Raw genomic sequence first — 16,296 nt, 5'->3', positions numbered from 1 at the left:
CATTATCCGTTCAATAGACGGATTTATTGTTATCGGTTGTGGTCGTTGCGGTGTGGGTAAAACGGGCCGCCAGCGCTTCTGCGCCGCGCGCCAGCAGGGTGGTATCGACGCCGACGGCGACGAACAGCGCGCCCAGTTCGAGATAGCGCTTCGCCAGCGCTTCATTGGCCATCAGGATCCCCGGCGCCTTACCGGCCTGACGGATTTGCTGGATGGCCTGTTCAATGGCGGCCTGCACTTCCGGGTGCTGCGGATTGCCGCCATGGCCCATATCGGCGCTGAGGTCCGCCGGGCCGATAAACACGCCGTCCACGCCGTCGACATCGAGGATCTGCGGCAGATTTTTCAGCGCTTCGCGGGTTTCAATCTGTACCAGGACGCACATGGCGTCGTTGGCCTGGTGAAGATAATCCGGCACCCGGTTCCAGCGCGAGGCGCGGGCCAGCGCGCTGCCGACGCCGCGAATGCCGGCGGGCGGGTAGCGGGTGGCTCTGACTGCCAGCCGCGCTTCGTCGGCGTTCTGCACCATGGGCACCAGCAGGGTTTGCGCGCCGATATCCAGCAGCTGTTTGATCTGCACCGGGTCGTTCCACGACGGGCGGACCACCGGCTGGCTGGGGTAGGGGGCGATGGCCTGAAGCTGGGTCAGCACCGTTTGCACATTGTTGGGCGCGTGTTCGCCGTCGATCAGCAGCCAGTCGAAGCCGGCGCCGGCCAGCAGTTCGGCGCTGTAGCTACTGCACAGCCCCAGCCACAGGCCGATTTGCGGGCGCCCGGCCTTGAGCGCCGCTTTAAAAGCGTTGTTCATGTTGCTCTCCTCAGACAAAGCGGCAGCTGATGGCGCCCATGTTGCCGTAGTCGACGTGGAAGGTATCGCCCTTGCGCGCCGGGACCGGACGGGTGAAGGAGCCGCCGAGGATGATTTGCCCGGCTTCGAGCTGGACATCGTACGGCGCCAGTTTGTTGGCCAGCCAGGCCACGCCGTTGGCCGGGTGATTGAGCACCCCCGCGGCGACGCCGGTCTCCTCAATCACGCCGTTGCGATACAGAAGGGCGGAGATCCAGCGCAGATCCAGCTCGTCGGGCTTGATCGGGCGGCCGCCGAGGATCACCCCGGCGTTGGCGGCGTTATCGGAAATGGTGTCGAACACTTTACGCGGGCGCTGGGTTTCCGGGTCGATGTTGTGGCAGCGGGCGTCAATCAGCTCCAGCGCCGGGATCACGTAGTCGGTGGCGTTGTAGACATCAAACAGGGTGCAGTTCGGGCCGCGCAGCGGTTTGGCCAGCACGAACGCCAGCTCGACTTCGATACGCGGAACGATAAAGCGGTCGGTGGGGATATCGCTGCCGTCGTGGAAGAACATATCGTCAAGCAGCGCGCCGTAGTCCGGCTCGCTGATCTGCGAGCTGGCCTGCATGGCTTTTGAGGTCAGGCCGATCTTGTGGCCTTTGAGTACGCGGCCTTCGGCGATCTTCATCTCGACCCACTCGCGCTGGACGGCGTAGGCGTCCTCAATGGTGATCGACGGATAATCCAGCGAGATCGCGCGGATCTGTTCACGCTGTTTTTCGGCCTGATTCAGCCGCTGGGCAATCAGGGTTCGGGTCTGTTTATCGAGCATAGTGATTCCTGTGGCATTGTATTGCCGGATGGCGCTTCGCTTATCCGGCCTACAAATTCATGGCCGCTGTAGGCCCGGTAAGCGCAGCGCCACCGGGCAATTTGCACGTTATTTAAATAAGGCGTGCACGTTGTTCTGTTTGTAGTTCAGCGTCGGATCGAGCTCTTCCATGGCGAACGACAGCGCCAGGTAGCGGCTCTCCATCAGCGCCGCGAAGTGGGATTTGATCAGCGCGAACAGCATATCTCCCACGTCCTGACGGCTCTCCAGGCTGCGCCCGGCACCGATCTTCAGCGTCATATGGACAAAGGCGTAATCCTGCCTGCCGTCGGCCATCTGCCAGGTATCCAGCCAGTGGGCACGGCTGCGGATCCCGCCGATCGGAAAGATGCCGGTAGCGGCCAGCGCCTCGTTGACTTTGGCGAACAGCCCAGGCAGATCGGCCTGCTCGCGGATGTTGTCGGTACATTCGGCGATAAAATGCGGCATGGGGCCTCCTTACGCCTGCGCCGGCAGCGGGAACACGGCGTTAACCTGGCCGGTGCCGGAGCTGGCGAACAGCTCGGTGATAAACTCCACCTTGCCGTCGTATTTATCCCAGCCCAGCAGGCCAAGCAGCATCACCGTGTCGTGCATGTTGCCTTCGCCGTAGCAGTAGTCGGCGTACTCCGGCAGCATGGTGCAGAACTCTTTAAATTTGCCCTCGCGCCACAGCTTCACCACCCGCTCATCCATCTGATGATCGAACTCGCGGGTGTAGCTGTTCATGCCTTCTTCGGCACGCTGATCGTCGATAAAGCGGTGCGACAGCGAGCCGCTGGCCAGCACCGCCACGGTGCCGTCATATTTCTCAATGGCTTTGAGGATCGCTTCGCCCAGCCTGCGGCTGTCGGCAAAGTCGTGAACGGTACAGAAGGCGGAAATGGACACCACCTTGAAGTGCTTATCGCTGTTCATGTAGCGCATCGGCACCAGGGTGCCGTACTCCAGCTTCAGGCTCGGAATATTGTGCGCTTTGGCGCGTACCCCGAGCTTCACCGCCTCGTCGGCGATGAGCTGACCCAGCTCCGGGTTGCCGTCATAGTCGTAGGTCATGTCGCGAATAAAGTGCGGCAGTTCGTTACTGGTGTAGACGCCCTGGAAATGGTCGGCGCAGTTGATGTGGTAGGCGCTGTTGACCAGCCAGTGGGTATCGAACACGATGATGGTATCGACGCCCATTTCCCGGCAGCGCTTGCCAATTTCTTTATGCCCGTCGATAGCGCCCTGGCGGCAGCCGTGGTTTTTCCCCGGCAGCTCAGACAGGTACATCGACGGCACGTGAGTGATTTTTGCTGCTAACGCTAACTTACCCATATCAGACTCCCCATTTCGGGATCGGATGGTCGCCCATCGAGATGCAGACGTTTTTCATTTCGGCGAACACTTCAAAGCTGTACTCGCCGCCTTCGCGGCCGGTGCCGGAGGCCTTCACGCCGCCGAACGGCTGACGCAGGTCGCGGACGTTCTGGGTGTTGACGAACACCATCCCGGCTTCAATACCGCGCGCCAGACGCAGCACTTTGCTGACGTCCTGGGTCCAGATATACGACGCCAGGCCGTATTCCACATCGTTCGCCAGGCGCAGCCCTTCCGCCTCGTCTTTGAACGGCAGCAGGCAGGCGACCGGGCCAAAAATCTCTTCCTGCGCGACGCGCATGCGGTTGTCGACATCCGCCAGCAACGTCGGGCGCAGGAAATTGCCGGCTTTCAGATGCGCCGGCAGGTCGGACGGTTTATCCGCGCCGCCGGCCAGCAGGGTCGCCCCTTCTTCAATGCCGAGGCGGATATAGCCGGAGACTTTCTCCCAATGTTGCTGGCTAATCAGCGCGCCGACCTGGGTGTTCGGGTCGGTTGGATCGCCGACGCGCAGGCGGTTAGCGCGCTCGGCGAAGCGTTTAACGAACTCGGGGTAGATGCTCTGCTGAATGAAAATGCGCGAGCCGGCGGTGCAGCGTTCGCCGTTGATCGAGAAGATGGTGAACAGCGCGGCGTCGAGTGCGCGCTCAATATCGGCGTCTTCGAAAATCAGCACCGGCGATTTGCCGCCCAGCTCCATGGAGTACTTTTTCAGCCCGGCATTTTTCATGATGTTGCGCCCGGTGGCGGTACCGCCGGTAAACGATACCGCGCGCACGTCATGGTGGCGTACCAGCGCATCGCCCGCCGTCGCGCCGTAGCCCTGCACCACGTTCAGTACCCCCGCCGGAATACCCGCTTCCAGCGCCAGTTCGCCCAGACGGTCGGCGGTCAGCGGCGACAGCTCGGACATCTTCAGCACCGCGGTATTCCCCAAGGCCAGGCACGGCGCCACCTTCCAGGTGGCGGTCATAAACGGCACGTTCCACGGCGACACCAGCGCGCAGACGCCCACCGGCTGCACCAGGGTGTAGTTCAGCATCTTGTCGTCGACCGGATAGGTCTTACCGTTCATCTGCTGGCACACTTCGGCGAAAAACTCGAAATTGTGGGAGGCGCGCGGGATCAGCACGTTTTTGGTCTGGTGGATAGGCAGACCGGTATCGGCGGTTTCCATCGCCGCGATCTCCGGGACGTTCTGGTCGATCAGATCCCCGAGGCGGCGCATCAGACGCGCGCGCTCTTTCATCGGCAGGTTAGCCCACTTCGGGAAGGCCTCTTTCGCCGCCGCTACCGCCTGATGGACTTCGGCTTCACCGCCGGCGGCGACTTCCGCCAGCACTTCGCCGGTGGCCGGGTTGGTGGTATGAAAATAGTCTGCGCCGGCAACGTTTTTACCGTTGATCCAATGGTTAATCTTTTTCATGACAGTGTCTCCTCATACGCTTGCTGGCTGATGATATGGTTGGCCAGGCGGCCCACGCCCTCGACTTCAACGATCACCTCGTCGCCTGGCACCACGTCGGACAGCCCTTTCGGCGTGCCGGTGGCGATCATGTCGCCCGGTTGCAGGGTCATAAATTCGCTTAAGTAAGCGATGAGAAACGGGATGCTGAAGATCAGATCGGCGGTGGTGCCCTGCTGGCGCAGCTCGCCATTGACCCAGGTGCGCAGGGCCAGATTATGCGGATCCGGGATCGCCTCTTTGCCGACGATCCACGGGCCGATCGGCGTCAGGGTATCGCGGCTTTTCACCCGCAGGTTTGGCCGGTAGTAGTTTTCCAGATAGTCGCGGATCGCGTAGTCATTGCAGACGGTATAGCCGGCGACATAGTCCATGGCCTCGGCTTCGCTGACGCGGCGGGCGGTTTTACCGATCACCACCACCAGTTCAGCTTCGTAGTGCATGTATTCCACGTTATCCGGGCGTACCGACTGCTGCTGGTGGCCAGTAAAGGTGTTTGGCGCTTTGATAAACACCAGCGGCTCGGTTGGCGGCTTAAACGCCAGCTCGCTGGCGTGGTCGGCGTAGTTCAGCCCCAGCGCGAACAGCGTGCCGTCGGCGGGCGGTAGCCAGCGGAATTCACCTTCTTTCAATTCCGTGCCATCGTCCAGGCGCACCTGGTCGCGTTCATCGACCACCGCATCGCGTACCTGTCCCTGCCATTCAATACGTGCCTGTTTCATGCCAGCTCTCCTTCTGCGACAACCGGGTTTTCCAGCGCCGGGAAGCCCTCGGCGAGAATGCGTACGCGATCGCCGGGACTCAGCGTAACGCGGGAGTGGGGCGTACCGATGAGGATCGCGTCGCCGGGATTGAGAGTGGCGAATTCGCTCAAGGCGCTCAGCAGCTGCGCGGCGTTACGCTGCAGATCGCCGGTATGCCAGCTGTCCGCTTCGCGGCCGTTGATTTCGGTGATGATGGTCAGGTTATCGACGTTGCGCACCGGCGACAGCGCGCCGACGGGGCAGAAACCATCGCGGCACTTGGCCTTGATCGCCGGGCGATAAAAACTCTCTTCCGGCAGGCTGACGTCGTTCGCCAGCGCGTAGCCGGCGATATAGTTCGCTGCCTCTTCCGCCGCCACCTTGCGCGCGGTTTTGCCGACAATCAGCGCCACGGTGGCGCCGCTTTGCACGGTTTCGCCCTGCGGATAGGGGATCGCCTCGCCATCGCCAATCACGGTATTGCGCGGCTTGATAAACCAGACCGCGGTTTTCGGCGGCGTTTTGTAGGGGGCCTGTTGAAACGCCTCGCGCCAGGCGTCGAGCTGGCTGCGATGATTGAGCGCAACGGCGAAGATGGTACCTTTCATTCACCACTCCTCTGGGACTGATTTCGGTTCAAAGGGATTTCGTTAATATATTAATGATCATCTTTTATGCTTTGCGATGAGGTTTAGCAACTGGAAGTGAATGTTTTGTGATCGGATTAACACAATATTTACACATCAATAACTTATTCGTTATTAATCAAATAGTTGAATATTTTTCTGAGAAAGGCTGGTACTTTTCAGGTGCAGAAATCGGTTGTACATGGCAGGATTAAAGCTAATTATTAAGTTGTTAATAAGTTTTAGATGAGGCCGTTGAGGGGATACTATGCATGATTCATTAACCATTGCCTTGTTGCAGGCGCGTGAAGCGGCGATGGCCTACTTTCGACCGATCGTCAAACGACACAATCTCACCGAACAGCAGTGGCGGATCGTGCGTATCCTCGCCGAACGTCCGTCAATGGACTTTCACGATCTGGCTTTTCGCGCCTGTATTCTGCGCCCCAGTCTGACCGGGATTTTGACGCGCATGGAGCGGGATGGACTGGTGCTGCGGCTGAAGCCGGTTAACGATCAGCGCAAGCTGTACGTCTCGCTGACGCCTGCCGGAACCGCGCTGTACGAAAGCGCCCAGGCGGAGGTGGAAGAAACCTATCGCCTGCTGGAGGCTCAGTTCACTACTGAAAAGCTGCAGCAACTGACCTCGCTGCTGGAGGAGTTTATTGCGCTTGGCGTCCCTGCCGGGCGCGGTGATGAAGAAGAGTAGCGGTTACGGCTCGGCGCTCAGCCTGGCGAGGGCAATAAGCGTTTCCGCACGGGCGGGAGACAGCGGCTCTCTCGGCTGCGGCAGCGGCCAGCCATACAGCCAGCGGGCGCTGGCGGGCAAATAACGCCTGGGCCAGCTCGCTCCCGCCGAAACCGGTGTACTCCCCGGCGGCGTAAATATCCGCGAGGCTGGTCTGCTGCCAGCGGTTAACCTGGATCGCCTCCTGCGCCGTGGCGCAACCGAACAGCAGCTCCGTCTCGATATTGGGCACCAGCCCGTAGCCGATCGCAGGCGACAGTCCGCTCGACGCCGCGCCGCAACGCCCCGGATCTGCCGCGGCCGTTCCGCGTGCGCGCCTTCGGCATCATCGGCCCGGTGTCGTTTATGGTCTCGGCGCTGATCGTCTACTGGTCCGGCTGGAATACGCTCTCGTGGCTGCTGGGGCTGCAGATCGTGATGTTTGTGGTGTATGTGATGTGCAAAGGCAAGGTGCCGGAACATACCGTGAGCCTGGCGCAGCAGGTGAAGTCTTCGCTGTGGCTGATCGCTTTTTATGCGTTGATTATCCTCTTTTCCTGGCTGGGCAGCTTCGGCGGGCTTAATGTTATTGGTCACCCCTGGGATACGGTGCTGGTGGCGGCGATGTCGCTGGGGATTTATTACTGGGGCGCGCGCAGCTGTCTGCCGCAGGCTAATTTTAGCGGAGACGAAGAAGAGTAAAGGAGAACAGTATGGGGTCGGTAACTCTATCGTTACCAGAAGCTTATGACCTGGCGCTGGCGGTGCTCAGCGCCAATGGATTCAGCGCCGACCACGCGGCGGCCATCGCCCGTAACGTGGCTGCCGGGGAGCGCGACGGCTGCGCTTCCCACGGCCTGTGGCGGCTGTTGGGCATTGTCGATACCTTGCGTAAAGGTAAGGTTTCGCCTGATGCCGAGCCGCAGATCCACGACCAGGCGCCGGCGATTGTGCGGGCGGATGCCGGGGGCGCCTTTTCGCTGCTGGCCTACGAACGCGCGCTGCCGCTGCTGCTGGAGAAAGCGCGGCACAGCGGTATTGCGGCGCTGGCGATTAACCGCTGCGTCCATTTTTCCGCGTTGTTTGCCGATATTGAGCCGTTGACTGAGGCAGGGCTGGTGGGGCTGGCCTGTACGCCAAGCCATGCCTGGGTCGCCCCGGCGGGCGGCACCCGTCCGCTGTTCGGCACCAACCCTATCGCCTTTGGCTGGCCGCGGCGGGAGGAGCCGCCGTTTATTGTTGATATGGCGACCAGCGCCGCGGCGCGCGGCGAGATCCAGCTGCATCAGCGCGCCGGCAAAGCGCTACCGGAAGGGTGGGGAATCGACAGCCAGGGGCAGCCGACTACCGATGCCACAGAGGTACTGAACGGCGCGATGTTAACCTTCGGCGGCCATAAGGGCTCGGCGCTGGCGGCAATGGTTGAGCTGCTGGCCGGGCCGCTTATCGGCGATATGACCAGCGCCGAATCGCTGGCGTGGGATAACGGCGCGGGCGGTTTACCCTACGGCGGAGAACTGATTCTGGCGCTGGATCCGCAGCGTTTTCTCGGCGCGCAGGCACAGGAGCAGCTGGCGCGCGCCGAAACCCTGTTCAGAGGGATGCAGGAGCAAGGGGCACGGTTACCGGGAGAGCGGCGTTTCGCCTGCCGCCAGCAGAGTGAGCGGCAGGGGGTCGCCATCAGCCGTTCATTGCATGATGAGATTTGCGCCTTGCGCCAGGGCGGGTAAGGCGCGAATCGCCGTCCCCCGGGACATCCCCCGGCTTGCGCTACGCTTAGCCGGGCTACCGAACGTCGCGGGTTGTGTAGCCCGGGCAAGGCGCGAAGCGCCGCCACCGGGGCATCCCCCGGCTTGCGCTACGTTTAGCCGGGCTACCGAACGTCGCGGATTGTGTAGCCCGGGTAAGGCGCGAAGCGCCGCCACCCGGGATGCCTGTCAAAACAGCGTGTCGAGCTCGTCCAGCACGTTGTAGTCGTCATCGACCAGCAGCAACGTCTTCCACTTATCAAAGGTCAGACAGGGGTGCGAGGTGCCGAACAGCAGAATATCGCCGACCTGCACATCGCTGCCCGGCGCCAGGCGCAGCATACAGTGCTGATCCATGATGCCGATGCTGACGATCGACTCAGCGCGCAGCGCTAACTCCCTGCCGTGACGATAATGGGCGATCGGCTGCGGCAGCCCGGCGTCGAAAGCGCAGTCGCGCTTGCCGAAATTCACCACCGCACGATCTGCCTCCGGCACCGATTGCACCATTGCCATCAGCTCCAGCGCTGAAGTGAGATCGCCGGCGAGATCGCAGGCAATCGGATCGCGGGCGATCAGCGCTTGTTGGGCGAGATCGTAGATCCCGCGATCGTGGGTGATATAACAGCCAGGGCGAATGACGATACGGCAGCGGCGCGGTTTTGCCGCCGCCAGCCAGATGTTGCACACCACGTCATACCAGACGGTGCCCGCGCCGGTGAGAATAAATTCGCCGTCAACCAGCGGCTCCATGCGGCAGGCTAGCGCTGCAGCCTGTTGTAATAGCGCTTCCACCTGCGGTTGCGGATCGTCGCCGTGCAGGACCCCTTCATACAATTCCAGACCGCGTAGCCGTAGCCCCGGCAGGTCGCTGACCCGCTGCGCCAATGCCAGCGCGTCATCCACGCTACGACAGCCGCAGCGCCCGCCCGGCACGCCAAGTTCAATCAGCACATCCAGCGTTTGTCCCTGGGCGGCGAAGAACGCGGAGAGGGCGCGCACGTTGGCCTCGCTATCGACACAGCAGATAAAATCCACTGCCCGGTAGTGGGCTTTTAGCTGCGCGACCACCTGCATATTGGCCTTACCGACCAGCTGATTGACCATCAGGACGCGCTGGATGCCGCTGGCCATCGCCGCGCTGGCCTGCCAGGCGCTGCCCACGCCAATCCCCCACGCTCCCGCTCGCTGCTGCGCCTGAAATATCCATGGCGTCATTGTCGTTTTACCATGCGGCGCCAGCGATACGCCGCGGGCATCGGCGTAGCGCTGCATCCATGAAATATTATTTTCCAGCGCCGACTTATTTAGCAGCGCGGCAGGCAGACAGCCCTCTTCCGCCAGCAGATTAGCCGGCGCGGACATGAGGGCGGATTTGTGCGGAATGAGCGGTGCTGAATGGTATTTCATAACACTATCCTTTCAGGGTTTATAATCGGTGAGTTACTGGGTATCATTTATAACTCTTTGATAATAATGCTTTTAATTAATAATTGTTGTTTCTTTTGAATAAAAGTATCACAAAATGATCTGGTTTTTGCGTAGTTTTCCACTGTTTTTTGCACTTGTAAATGGTTAACTTGTCGGTATGTCGAAAGGGAGTAATTGCTATGAAAGTTGACTGGCTTTTCAAAAACGTCACGGTGATCGACGGGAGCGGCGGGCCGCAATACCGTGCCGATGTGGCGGTGAAGGGCGACCGAATAATGGCTATCGCCCCGGCGCTTGACGTCGCGGCGGAGCAGGTGATTGATGGCCAGGGGCGGGTACTGGCGCCTGGCTTTATCGATGTTCACACCCATGACGATATCAACGTCATCCGCATGCCGGAGTATCTGCCTAAGCTCAGCCAGGGGGTGACAACCGTGATCGTCGGCAACTGTGGGATCAGCGCGGCAACCGCCACCATGCGCGGCGAGGTGCCGGACCCGATGAATCTTCTCGGCGAACGACAGCACTTTATCTATCCCACCGTCGAAGCCTATGCCCATGCGGTAGAGGCGGCGCGACCCTCGCTTAACGTCGGGACGCTGATTGGGCACACCGCGCTGCGTAATAACCATATGGATGACCTGTTCCGCCCGGCGAGCGAGACGGAAATCGCCGGCATGCGCATACAGTTGCGCGATGCGCTGCGGCAGGGCGCTTTAGGACTGAGCACGGGACTTGCCTACGCCAGCGCCTTCCAGTCGACCACCGAAGAAGTGATGGCGCTCGCTGAGGAGTTGACGGCAGAGGGGGGAATTTACACCACCCACCTGCGTTCGGAGTTCGAGCCGATTCTGGAGGCGCTCGACGAGGCGTTCCGTATTGGTCGCCACGGCAACGTGCCGGTGGTGGTCTCGCACCATAAGTGCGCCGGCGCGAAAAACTGGGGTCGCACGAAGGAGACGCTGGCTTTCTTCGATGAGATGCGCCAGCGCCAGGAGATCGCCTGCGACTGTTACCCCTATTCCGCCAGCTCGTCGACGCTGGATATGAAGCAGGTCACCGATGAGTTCGATATCGTCATCACCTGGTCGGAAGCACAGCCCGAGCAGGCCGGAAAAACGCTGCAGCAGATCGCCGATGAATGGCAGGTGAGCCTGCACGACGCCGCGGCGCGGCTGATGCCGGCAGGCGCTATTTATTACAACATGGACGAGCAGGACGTACGGCGGGTGCTGGGTTATCCGGTGACCATGATTGGCTCCGACGGGCTGCCGAACGACCCGATGCCGCATCCGCGGCTGTGGGGCGCGTTTCCGCGGGTCCTGGGCCACTACTGCCGCGATGAACGCCTGTTTCCGCTGACTACCGCGATCCACAAAATGACCGGGCTGTCGTCGGCGCGCTTCCAGCTGGCGGATCGTGGGCTGGTAAAAGTGGGCTACTACGCCGACCTGGTGCTGTTTGACCCGCTGACGGTGCGCGATGTCGCCAGTTTCTCCGACCCGAAACGTCCGGCGGACGGTATTGAGGCGGTGATGGTTAACGGCGTGATGAGCTACGGCAGCGACAAAAAGATTATCGGGCGCGCGGGGCGTTTCCTGCGCCGCCGAATGAACTGAGGAGTGAAAAATGAGTATTAAACGTTATGGCGTAGAGGGCGGTACCGGTACCGGCGGGCAGCACCTGCCGTTCGCGCGGGCGGTGGAAGCGGGAGGCTGGCTGTACGTCTCCGGCCAGACGCCGATGAAGGACGGGGAAGTGGTGGAAGGCGGGATTGTCGACCAGTCGCGTCTGGCGATTCAGAACTGCGTAGATATCATGACCGAAGCGGGCTACACCCTGGCCGACGTGGTGCATGTTAAAGTGATCCTCACCGATGCGCGCTATTTTCAGTCTTTCAATAAAGTCTTCCGCGAGTTCTTTGGCGACAACCCGCCTGCCCGCATCTGCTGCGTAGCGGACCTGGTGGTGGATTGTAAAGTCGAAGTGGATGTGACCTGTTATAACGCTTCTCGCGCATAAAAAGTTAGTAACCAGAAATATAAACAGTCATTTTGAGCGCTGAAATAATTCAGCGCTTCGTAGCCTTTTACCTTTACAAAATTAACTGGCAGGATGTGAATTATGAATAGTCATGTCTTTTTAGTCGGCTTTATTATTTACGCGTTGGCCATGATTTGGCTTGGCTGGTACGTGTCCCGTCATCAAAAAAGCGGTGAGGATTTTTTACTCGGCGGCCGTTCTTTGCCGCTGTTCCTGACGCTGGGGTCTACCGTGGCGACCATGGTGGGAACCGGTTCAAGCATGGGCGCTGTCGGCTTCGGCTACAGCAATGGATGGGCCGGGATGCTCTACGGCGTGGGCGGCGCCATCGGTATTTTACTGGTGGCCTGGCTGTTTGCGCCGGTGCGCAAGCTGCGCTTTATGACCATGAGCGAAGAGCTTTCTTATTACACTGGTGGCAGCCATTTAATTAAAAACCTCGTCGGGATAATGATATTTATTGCCTCAATTGGCTGGCTGGGGGCGCATATTCTTGGCGGGAGTATGTATTTAGCCAGGGCGACAGGAATTAATCTGACGGTGGCAAAAATTATTATTGCCATGGCGTTTGCGATTTACGTCATTATCGGCGGTTATTCTGCTGTGGTGTGGACAGACACCATTCAGGCATTAATTCTGTTTTTCGGTTTTATCCTGATGGCGATTCTGGCGGTGGTTCACGTCGGGGGATGGGATGCCATCGTTCAGGCAATGGATCCCAAGGCGATGAGCCTGTTTGCGGTCGATAAGTTGGGGACCATTCCGGCGCTATCGCTGGCGATGGTCATCGGCGTCGGCGTGCTGGCGACCCCTTCCTATCGCCAGCGTATTTACTCGGGAAAAGACGTCTCTTCGGTGCGGCGCTCGTTTGTCTATACCGGCGTGCTGTATCTGTTTTTCTCGGTGCTGCCGGCGATCATCGGCATGGCGGCCTGGACGATGAACCCCAATCTTGAGAACAGTAACTACGCCTTCCTGTTCGCCACCAGCTTCTTACCGGCGATCCTCGGGCTGGTGGTCCTGATTGCCGGACTTTCCGCCACCATGTCTTCGGCCAGCTCCGATGCGATAGCCGCCGTGGCCATCATGATGCGGGATGTCTATACCCTCGTTACCGGAAAAATGCCGCCGGCGCATAAGGCGATAACGCTCTCTCGCTGGATGCTGGCGTTCGTCATCGGCCTGGCGATGATCTTCGCCCTGACCTCGAACGATATCATCAGCTATATCACCAAAATGATCTCCATGCTGATGTCCGGGCTCTTCGTCTGTTCCATTCTCGGCCGCTTCTGGCTGCGCTTTAACTGGCAGGGGGCGCTCACCGCGCTGCTGAGCGGCATGCTGGTGTCTATTGTGGTTCTGGTTAAGGCCGACTGGCTGGCTTACTGGGGCAATCCGTGCATTCCGTCGGTCGTTGGCAGCTTTGTTTCCGCTATTTTTGTCACCGTCATGACGCCAGCCAGCAAAATCAGCCGTCAGCAGGCGCTGGAAATGATTACCCAGGAGCGGGAAGGGGAGGCGATCCCGGCGAAGACGGCGGTGCAGGTCTCAGGAGAAGCACAATGAAGGATTATATTGCCGTCGACTGGGGCTCTACCCAGCTGCGCGGCTGGCTGATTCGCAACGGCCAGTGCGTCGAAACGAAGCAGCTGCCGCTGGGTATTACCCGCCTGAACGGACGATCGCCTGCCGATGTATTCGCGGAGCATTTGGCCCCCTGGCGCGGCGCACAGGCGCTGCCGGTGCTGATGGCCGGGATGATCGGCAGCGACGCGGGCTGGCAGGCGGTGCCGTATCTGGACTGTCCGGCGGCGATCGACGCCCCCGGGCGGCAGCTATGCGCCATTGCTGAAGGCGTGTGGATTATTCCCGGCCTCAAGATTGAACAGGACCGGGATTTCAACGTGATGCGCGGCGAAGAGACGCAGCTGCTGGGGGCCTGCCAGCTGGCGCCGACGGAGTGTTACGTGCTGCCGGGCACCCACTGCAAATGGGTCCAGGTGGCGGGCGGCGCGGTGCGTTATTTTGCCACGGCGATGACCGGCGAACTGCATCATCTGCTGATGACGCAATCGCTGATCGGCAAAGGGCTGCCTGCCCAGCAGCCGGACGAGGCGGCGTTTGAACGGGGGCTGGAAAAAGGGCTGGCGCAGCCGTCGCTGATTAGCGAACTGTTTGTCGCCAGGGCCGCCCGGGTGCTGGGCGGTCTGGCGGCGAGCTCGGTCAGCGATTATCTCTCCGGGCTGCTGATTGGCGCGGAGGTGGCGACCCTGGGGCAGCGTTTCCGTGCTTCTGCCGTCACGCTGGTTGGCGACCCGGCGCTGAATGCCCGCTACGGTCGGGCGATGAAGGCGCGCGGAATGACGGTTAACAGCTGCAGTGGCGATGAGGCATTGCTGGCTGGCATGGCGAGGATAATGCATGAACAAGATTAAGCTGGTGGCGATTTTACGCGGCATTCAACCCGCTGAGGCGGCAGATCATATTGAGACGCTAATCAATGCAGGCTTTCGCTATATCGAAATCCCGCTCAATTCGCCAGACTGGCAGCAGAGTATTCCGCAGATGGTTGCGCGGTTTGGCGAGCAGGCGATGATAGGCGCGGGAACGGTACTGCGCGTGGAACAGGTCGATTTTCTCGCTGAGGCCGGGGCGAAGCTTATCGTGACGCCGAATACCCAGCCTGCGGTGATCCGTCAGGCAGTGGCGCACGGAATGCAGGTTTGTGCCGGATGCGCCACCGCGACTGAGGCGTTTAACGCGCTGGATGCCGGGGCGCAGTGGCTGAAGATATTTCCGTCTTCTGCTTTCGGTCCGGACTACATTCGGGCGCTGAAAGCGGTGCTGCCGTCGGAGGTGCCGGTGCTGGCGGTGGGCGGTGTGACGCCGGAAAATCTGGCAACCTGGATGCGGGCTGGGTGCGCCGGAGCCGGCCTGGGCAGCGATCTGTATCGCGCCGGACAGGCCGTGGAACGTACCCGCCTGCAGGCCGAGAGGTTTATCGCCGCTGCCGGTGGCTAGTCGCCAAGAGGCTGGCGATCGACGCCGCCGCGGTGGCTGTCGAGGGCCAGCTTAATACGACGTAATTTGCCTTTTGCCTGAGTTTTGTTGGCCATCGCCAGTTCGGTGGCCAGCACATCGACCATCGCCAGCATCGCATAACGCGAAGTGCTGGGCTTGAAGATATAGTCGTTTTCCCGCACCTTCAGCGGCAGCACCAGATCCGCCTGCTCAGCCAGCGGCGTCCCGGCGGGGGTAATCGCAATGACCTTCGCGCCGTACTGGCTGGCAATCGCCGCGCTCTCGATGATCTCCGGGGTATAGCCGCCCAGAGACAGCACAATCACTACATCCTGCGGCGTCACCGCCGAGCTCATCATGCGTACCAGCAGACCGTCGCTCTGACTGACGACCGGAAGTCCAAGACGAAACAGGCGATATTGAATCTCCTGAGCGCAGATGGTTGACCCGCCGCCCATTCCAAGGGCGAGGATCTGCCGCGCTGCACTCAACCAGCTCACCGCACGCTTCAACGCCTCGATATCCAGCGCCCGGCGATTGGTCTCCAGCACGCTGATGATTGACTCATAGATCCCCTGTACGCCTTCGAGGTCCGGAACATCGAGGATAAACCGCTGGCCGACCGCAAGGGATTGCGCAAGCTTCATCTTCAGCTCACGGACGTCTTTACAGCCGAGCGCCCGGGCAAAACGGGTGACCGACGCCTGGCTGGTCTGAGTCAGGCGCGCTATCTCGGCGATGGGTAGCTCCGCCGCCGCCGCGACATCATCGAGAATAAACTGCGCGATGCGCTTTTCGGTCGCCGTGAGCTCCACAAAGCGATCGGTAATACAGGAAATAATATCGATTGACCAGGACATACGGGTAGCAACAGGTAAGTTTTGATTGGTACTTTGTACCATATATCGCCGCTAAATTCAGCGCTGGCGTCTACAACGCCAGGCGCATGGCGCAGCGCGTCTCCGGCGGCAGTCCGTGCCGGGTCTCCTGTTCTCTTTTCGCCGCCAGCCCGGCGGGCAGGGTCAGCTCATCGAGGATGGCGAATCCCAGGCGGGTATAAAACGGCGCATTCCACGGCACTTCGCGGAAGGTGGTGAGGGTCACCGCCGGGTAAGCCATTTGCCCGGCGCGCTCGATAACCTGCTCCAGCAGCATCCGCCCGATGCCCTGATGCTGCCAGGCCTGGTGGACGGCGATTTCGGCGATAAATAAGGCATCGTCGAGCGGTTCGGTAAGAATAAAACCAACCGGCTGCCCGGCGGCCACCGCCAGCAGACTATGTTCCGTTTCCAGATAATCATGATGGCGCGCAACGCTAATCACCTCGCTGTCCGCCAGCCAGGCGAGAGCGGGGATCTGACGAAATGCCTGAGCGGCGGAACGTTCAATGGCCGGCAGAAGGGCGATATCACTCTCCTCGGTCAGGCGTAATCCGGCGCCGGCAGTTATAGTGTTAGTTTTCATCACCTGAG

General features: G+C 60.5%; 17 protein-coding genes and 4 pseudogenes. 8 read left to right on the top strand and 13 right to left on the bottom strand.

Annotated features, from left to right (window positions below; genetic code table 11):
* Nucleotides 1-10 precede the first annotated feature (10 nt).
* The 8 genes and pseudogenes from hpaI to ABLV04_RS17990 all read right to left on the bottom strand — a co-directional run bounded on the left by hpaI (nt 11) and on the right by ABLV04_RS17990 (nt 6,058).
* Complete coding sequence (gene hpaI / locus ABLV04_RS18025; protein WP_044525283.1) at nt 11-808, bottom strand: 4-hydroxy-2-oxoheptanedioate aldolase; 798 nt, start codon at nt 806-808, stop codon at nt 11-13.
* Nucleotides 809-818: 10 nt separating this feature from the next.
* Nucleotides 819-1,622 (bottom strand): 2-oxo-hept-4-ene-1,7-dioate hydratase, encoded by an 804-nt coding sequence (gene hpaH / locus ABLV04_RS18020; protein ID WP_002887487.1) that lies wholly within the window; start codon nt 1,620-1,622, stop codon nt 819-821.
* A gap of 108 nt (nt 1,623-1,730) precedes the next feature.
* A complete protein-coding gene (locus tag ABLV04_RS18015; RefSeq protein WP_023291850.1) occupies nt 1,731-2,111 on the bottom strand; it encodes a 5-carboxymethyl-2-hydroxymuconate Delta-isomerase in 381 nt (126 codons plus the stop codon).
* A gap of 9 nt (nt 2,112-2,120) precedes the next feature.
* Nucleotides 2,121-2,978, bottom strand: a complete 858-nt coding sequence (gene hpaD, locus ABLV04_RS18010; RefSeq protein ID WP_002887492.1) for a 3,4-dihydroxyphenylacetate 2,3-dioxygenase — start codon at nt 2,976-2,978, stop codon at nt 2,121-2,123.
* A gap of 1 nt (nt 2,979) precedes the next feature.
* On the bottom strand, nt 2,980-4,446 hold the full coding sequence (gene hpaE / locus ABLV04_RS18005) for a 5-carboxymethyl-2-hydroxymuconate semialdehyde dehydrogenase (RefSeq protein WP_348816007.1): 1,467 nt from the start codon (nt 4,444-4,446) through the stop codon (nt 2,980-2,982).
* Nucleotides 4,443-5,207, bottom strand: a complete 765-nt coding sequence (locus tag ABLV04_RS18000; protein WP_348816005.1) for a fumarylacetoacetate hydrolase family protein — start codon at nt 5,205-5,207, stop codon at nt 4,443-4,445. The genes hpaE and ABLV04_RS18000 overlap by 4 nt, the downstream gene beginning before the upstream one ends.
* Nucleotides 5,208-5,224: 17 nt before the next feature.
* Nucleotides 5,225-5,836 (bottom strand): annotated as a pseudogene (locus ABLV04_RS17995) (fumarylacetoacetate hydrolase family protein); the annotation flags it as partial.
* Between the two features lie 57 nt (nt 5,837-5,893).
* A pseudogene (locus tag ABLV04_RS17990) lies at nt 5,894-6,058 on the bottom strand (hypothetical protein).
* Between the two features lie 64 nt (nt 6,059-6,122).
* On the opposite strand from ABLV04_RS17990, the gene hpaR reads away from it, so the two are divergent.
* Nucleotides 6,123-6,563 (top strand): homoprotocatechuate degradation operon regulator HpaR, encoded by a 441-nt coding sequence (gene hpaR, locus ABLV04_RS17985; protein ID WP_002887503.1) that lies wholly within the window; start codon nt 6,123-6,125, stop codon nt 6,561-6,563.
* 3 nt (nt 6,564-6,566) lie between these two features.
* Here hpaR and ABLV04_RS17980 read toward each other — a convergent pair.
* A pseudogene (locus ABLV04_RS17980) lies at nt 6,567-6,880 on the bottom strand (hypothetical protein); the annotation flags it as partial.
* Between ABLV04_RS17980 and ABLV04_RS17975 the strand changes: the two are divergent.
* Nucleotides 6,876-7,283 (top strand): annotated as a pseudogene (locus ABLV04_RS17975) (aspartate:proton symporter); the annotation flags it as partial. The pseudogenes ABLV04_RS17980 and ABLV04_RS17975 sit on opposite strands and share 5 nt — an antisense overlap.
* A gap of 11 nt (nt 7,284-7,294) precedes the next feature.
* Nucleotides 7,295-8,311: an Ldh family oxidoreductase gene (locus ABLV04_RS17970; protein WP_048296600.1), complete on the top strand. Its 1,017-nt coding sequence runs from the start codon at nt 7,295-7,297 to the stop codon at nt 8,309-8,311.
* A 207-nt stretch (nt 8,312-8,518) separates the two neighbouring features.
* Here the strand turns inward: ABLV04_RS17970 and ABLV04_RS17965 are convergent, their stop codons facing one another.
* Nucleotides 8,519-9,739: an amino acid deaminase gene (locus ABLV04_RS17965; protein WP_348816002.1), complete on the bottom strand. Its 1,221-nt coding sequence runs from the start codon at nt 9,737-9,739 to the stop codon at nt 8,519-8,521.
* 76 nt (nt 9,740-9,815) lie between these two features.
* Entirely contained in the window at nt 9,816-9,962 is a 147-nt protein-coding gene (locus ABLV04_RS17960; protein WP_048296605.1) for a hypothetical protein, read from the bottom strand.
* Here ABLV04_RS17960 and ABLV04_RS17955 point away from each other — a divergent pair.
* The 5 genes from ABLV04_RS17955 to ABLV04_RS17935 all read left to right on the top strand — a co-directional run bounded on the left by ABLV04_RS17955 (nt 9,940) and on the right by ABLV04_RS17935 (nt 14,824).
* Nucleotides 9,940-11,379 (top strand): D-aminoacylase, encoded by a 1,440-nt coding sequence (locus tag ABLV04_RS17955; RefSeq protein ID WP_072421109.1) that lies wholly within the window; start codon nt 9,940-9,942, stop codon nt 11,377-11,379. The genes ABLV04_RS17960 and ABLV04_RS17955 overlap by 23 nt on opposite strands.
* A gap of 10 nt (nt 11,380-11,389) precedes the next feature.
* Nucleotides 11,390-11,782 (top strand): RidA family protein, encoded by a 393-nt coding sequence (locus ABLV04_RS17950; RefSeq protein ID WP_004204205.1) that lies wholly within the window; start codon nt 11,390-11,392, stop codon nt 11,780-11,782.
* Nucleotides 11,783-11,884: 102 nt separating this feature from the next.
* Nucleotides 11,885-13,369, top strand: coding sequence for a sodium:solute symporter family protein (locus ABLV04_RS17945; protein ID WP_348816000.1), 1,485 nt, complete (start codon nt 11,885-11,887; stop codon nt 13,367-13,369).
* Nucleotides 13,366-14,238, top strand: coding sequence for a 2-dehydro-3-deoxygalactonokinase (locus ABLV04_RS17940; protein WP_348815998.1), 873 nt, complete (start codon nt 13,366-13,368; stop codon nt 14,236-14,238). Before ABLV04_RS17945 ends, ABLV04_RS17940 begins: the two co-directional genes overlap by 4 nt.
* Nucleotides 14,225-14,824 carry a 2-dehydro-3-deoxy-6-phosphogalactonate aldolase gene (locus ABLV04_RS17935; RefSeq protein ID WP_023291861.1) on the top strand — a complete coding sequence of 200 codons (600 nt, stop codon included), beginning with the start codon at nt 14,225-14,227 and terminating at the stop codon, nt 14,822-14,824. The genes ABLV04_RS17940 and ABLV04_RS17935 overlap by 14 nt, the downstream gene beginning before the upstream one ends.
* Here the strand turns inward: ABLV04_RS17935 and ABLV04_RS17930 are convergent.
* Nucleotides 14,821-15,684, bottom strand: a complete 864-nt coding sequence (locus ABLV04_RS17930) for a MurR/RpiR family transcriptional regulator (RefSeq protein WP_147733696.1) — start codon at nt 15,682-15,684, stop codon at nt 14,821-14,823. The two genes, ABLV04_RS17935 and ABLV04_RS17930, sit on opposite strands and share 4 nt — an antisense overlap.
* A gap of 70 nt (nt 15,685-15,754) precedes the next feature.
* Nucleotides 15,755-16,288 carry a GNAT family N-acetyltransferase gene (locus tag ABLV04_RS17925; RefSeq protein WP_048336357.1) on the bottom strand — a complete coding sequence of 178 codons (534 nt, stop codon included), beginning with the start codon at nt 16,286-16,288 and terminating at the stop codon, nt 15,755-15,757.
* Between the last annotated feature and the right edge of the window lie 8 nt (nt 16,289-16,296).

It is taken from the genome of Klebsiella sp. JN_Kp127 (genome assembly GCF_040062505.1).
In the GTDB taxonomy this organism is placed as follows: Bacteria; Pseudomonadota; Gammaproteobacteria; order Enterobacterales; family Enterobacteriaceae; genus Klebsiella; species Klebsiella quasipneumoniae.
The sequence above is the reverse complement of the archived record's forward strand: the minus strand, read 5'-3'. Positions and strand labels throughout refer to the sequence as shown.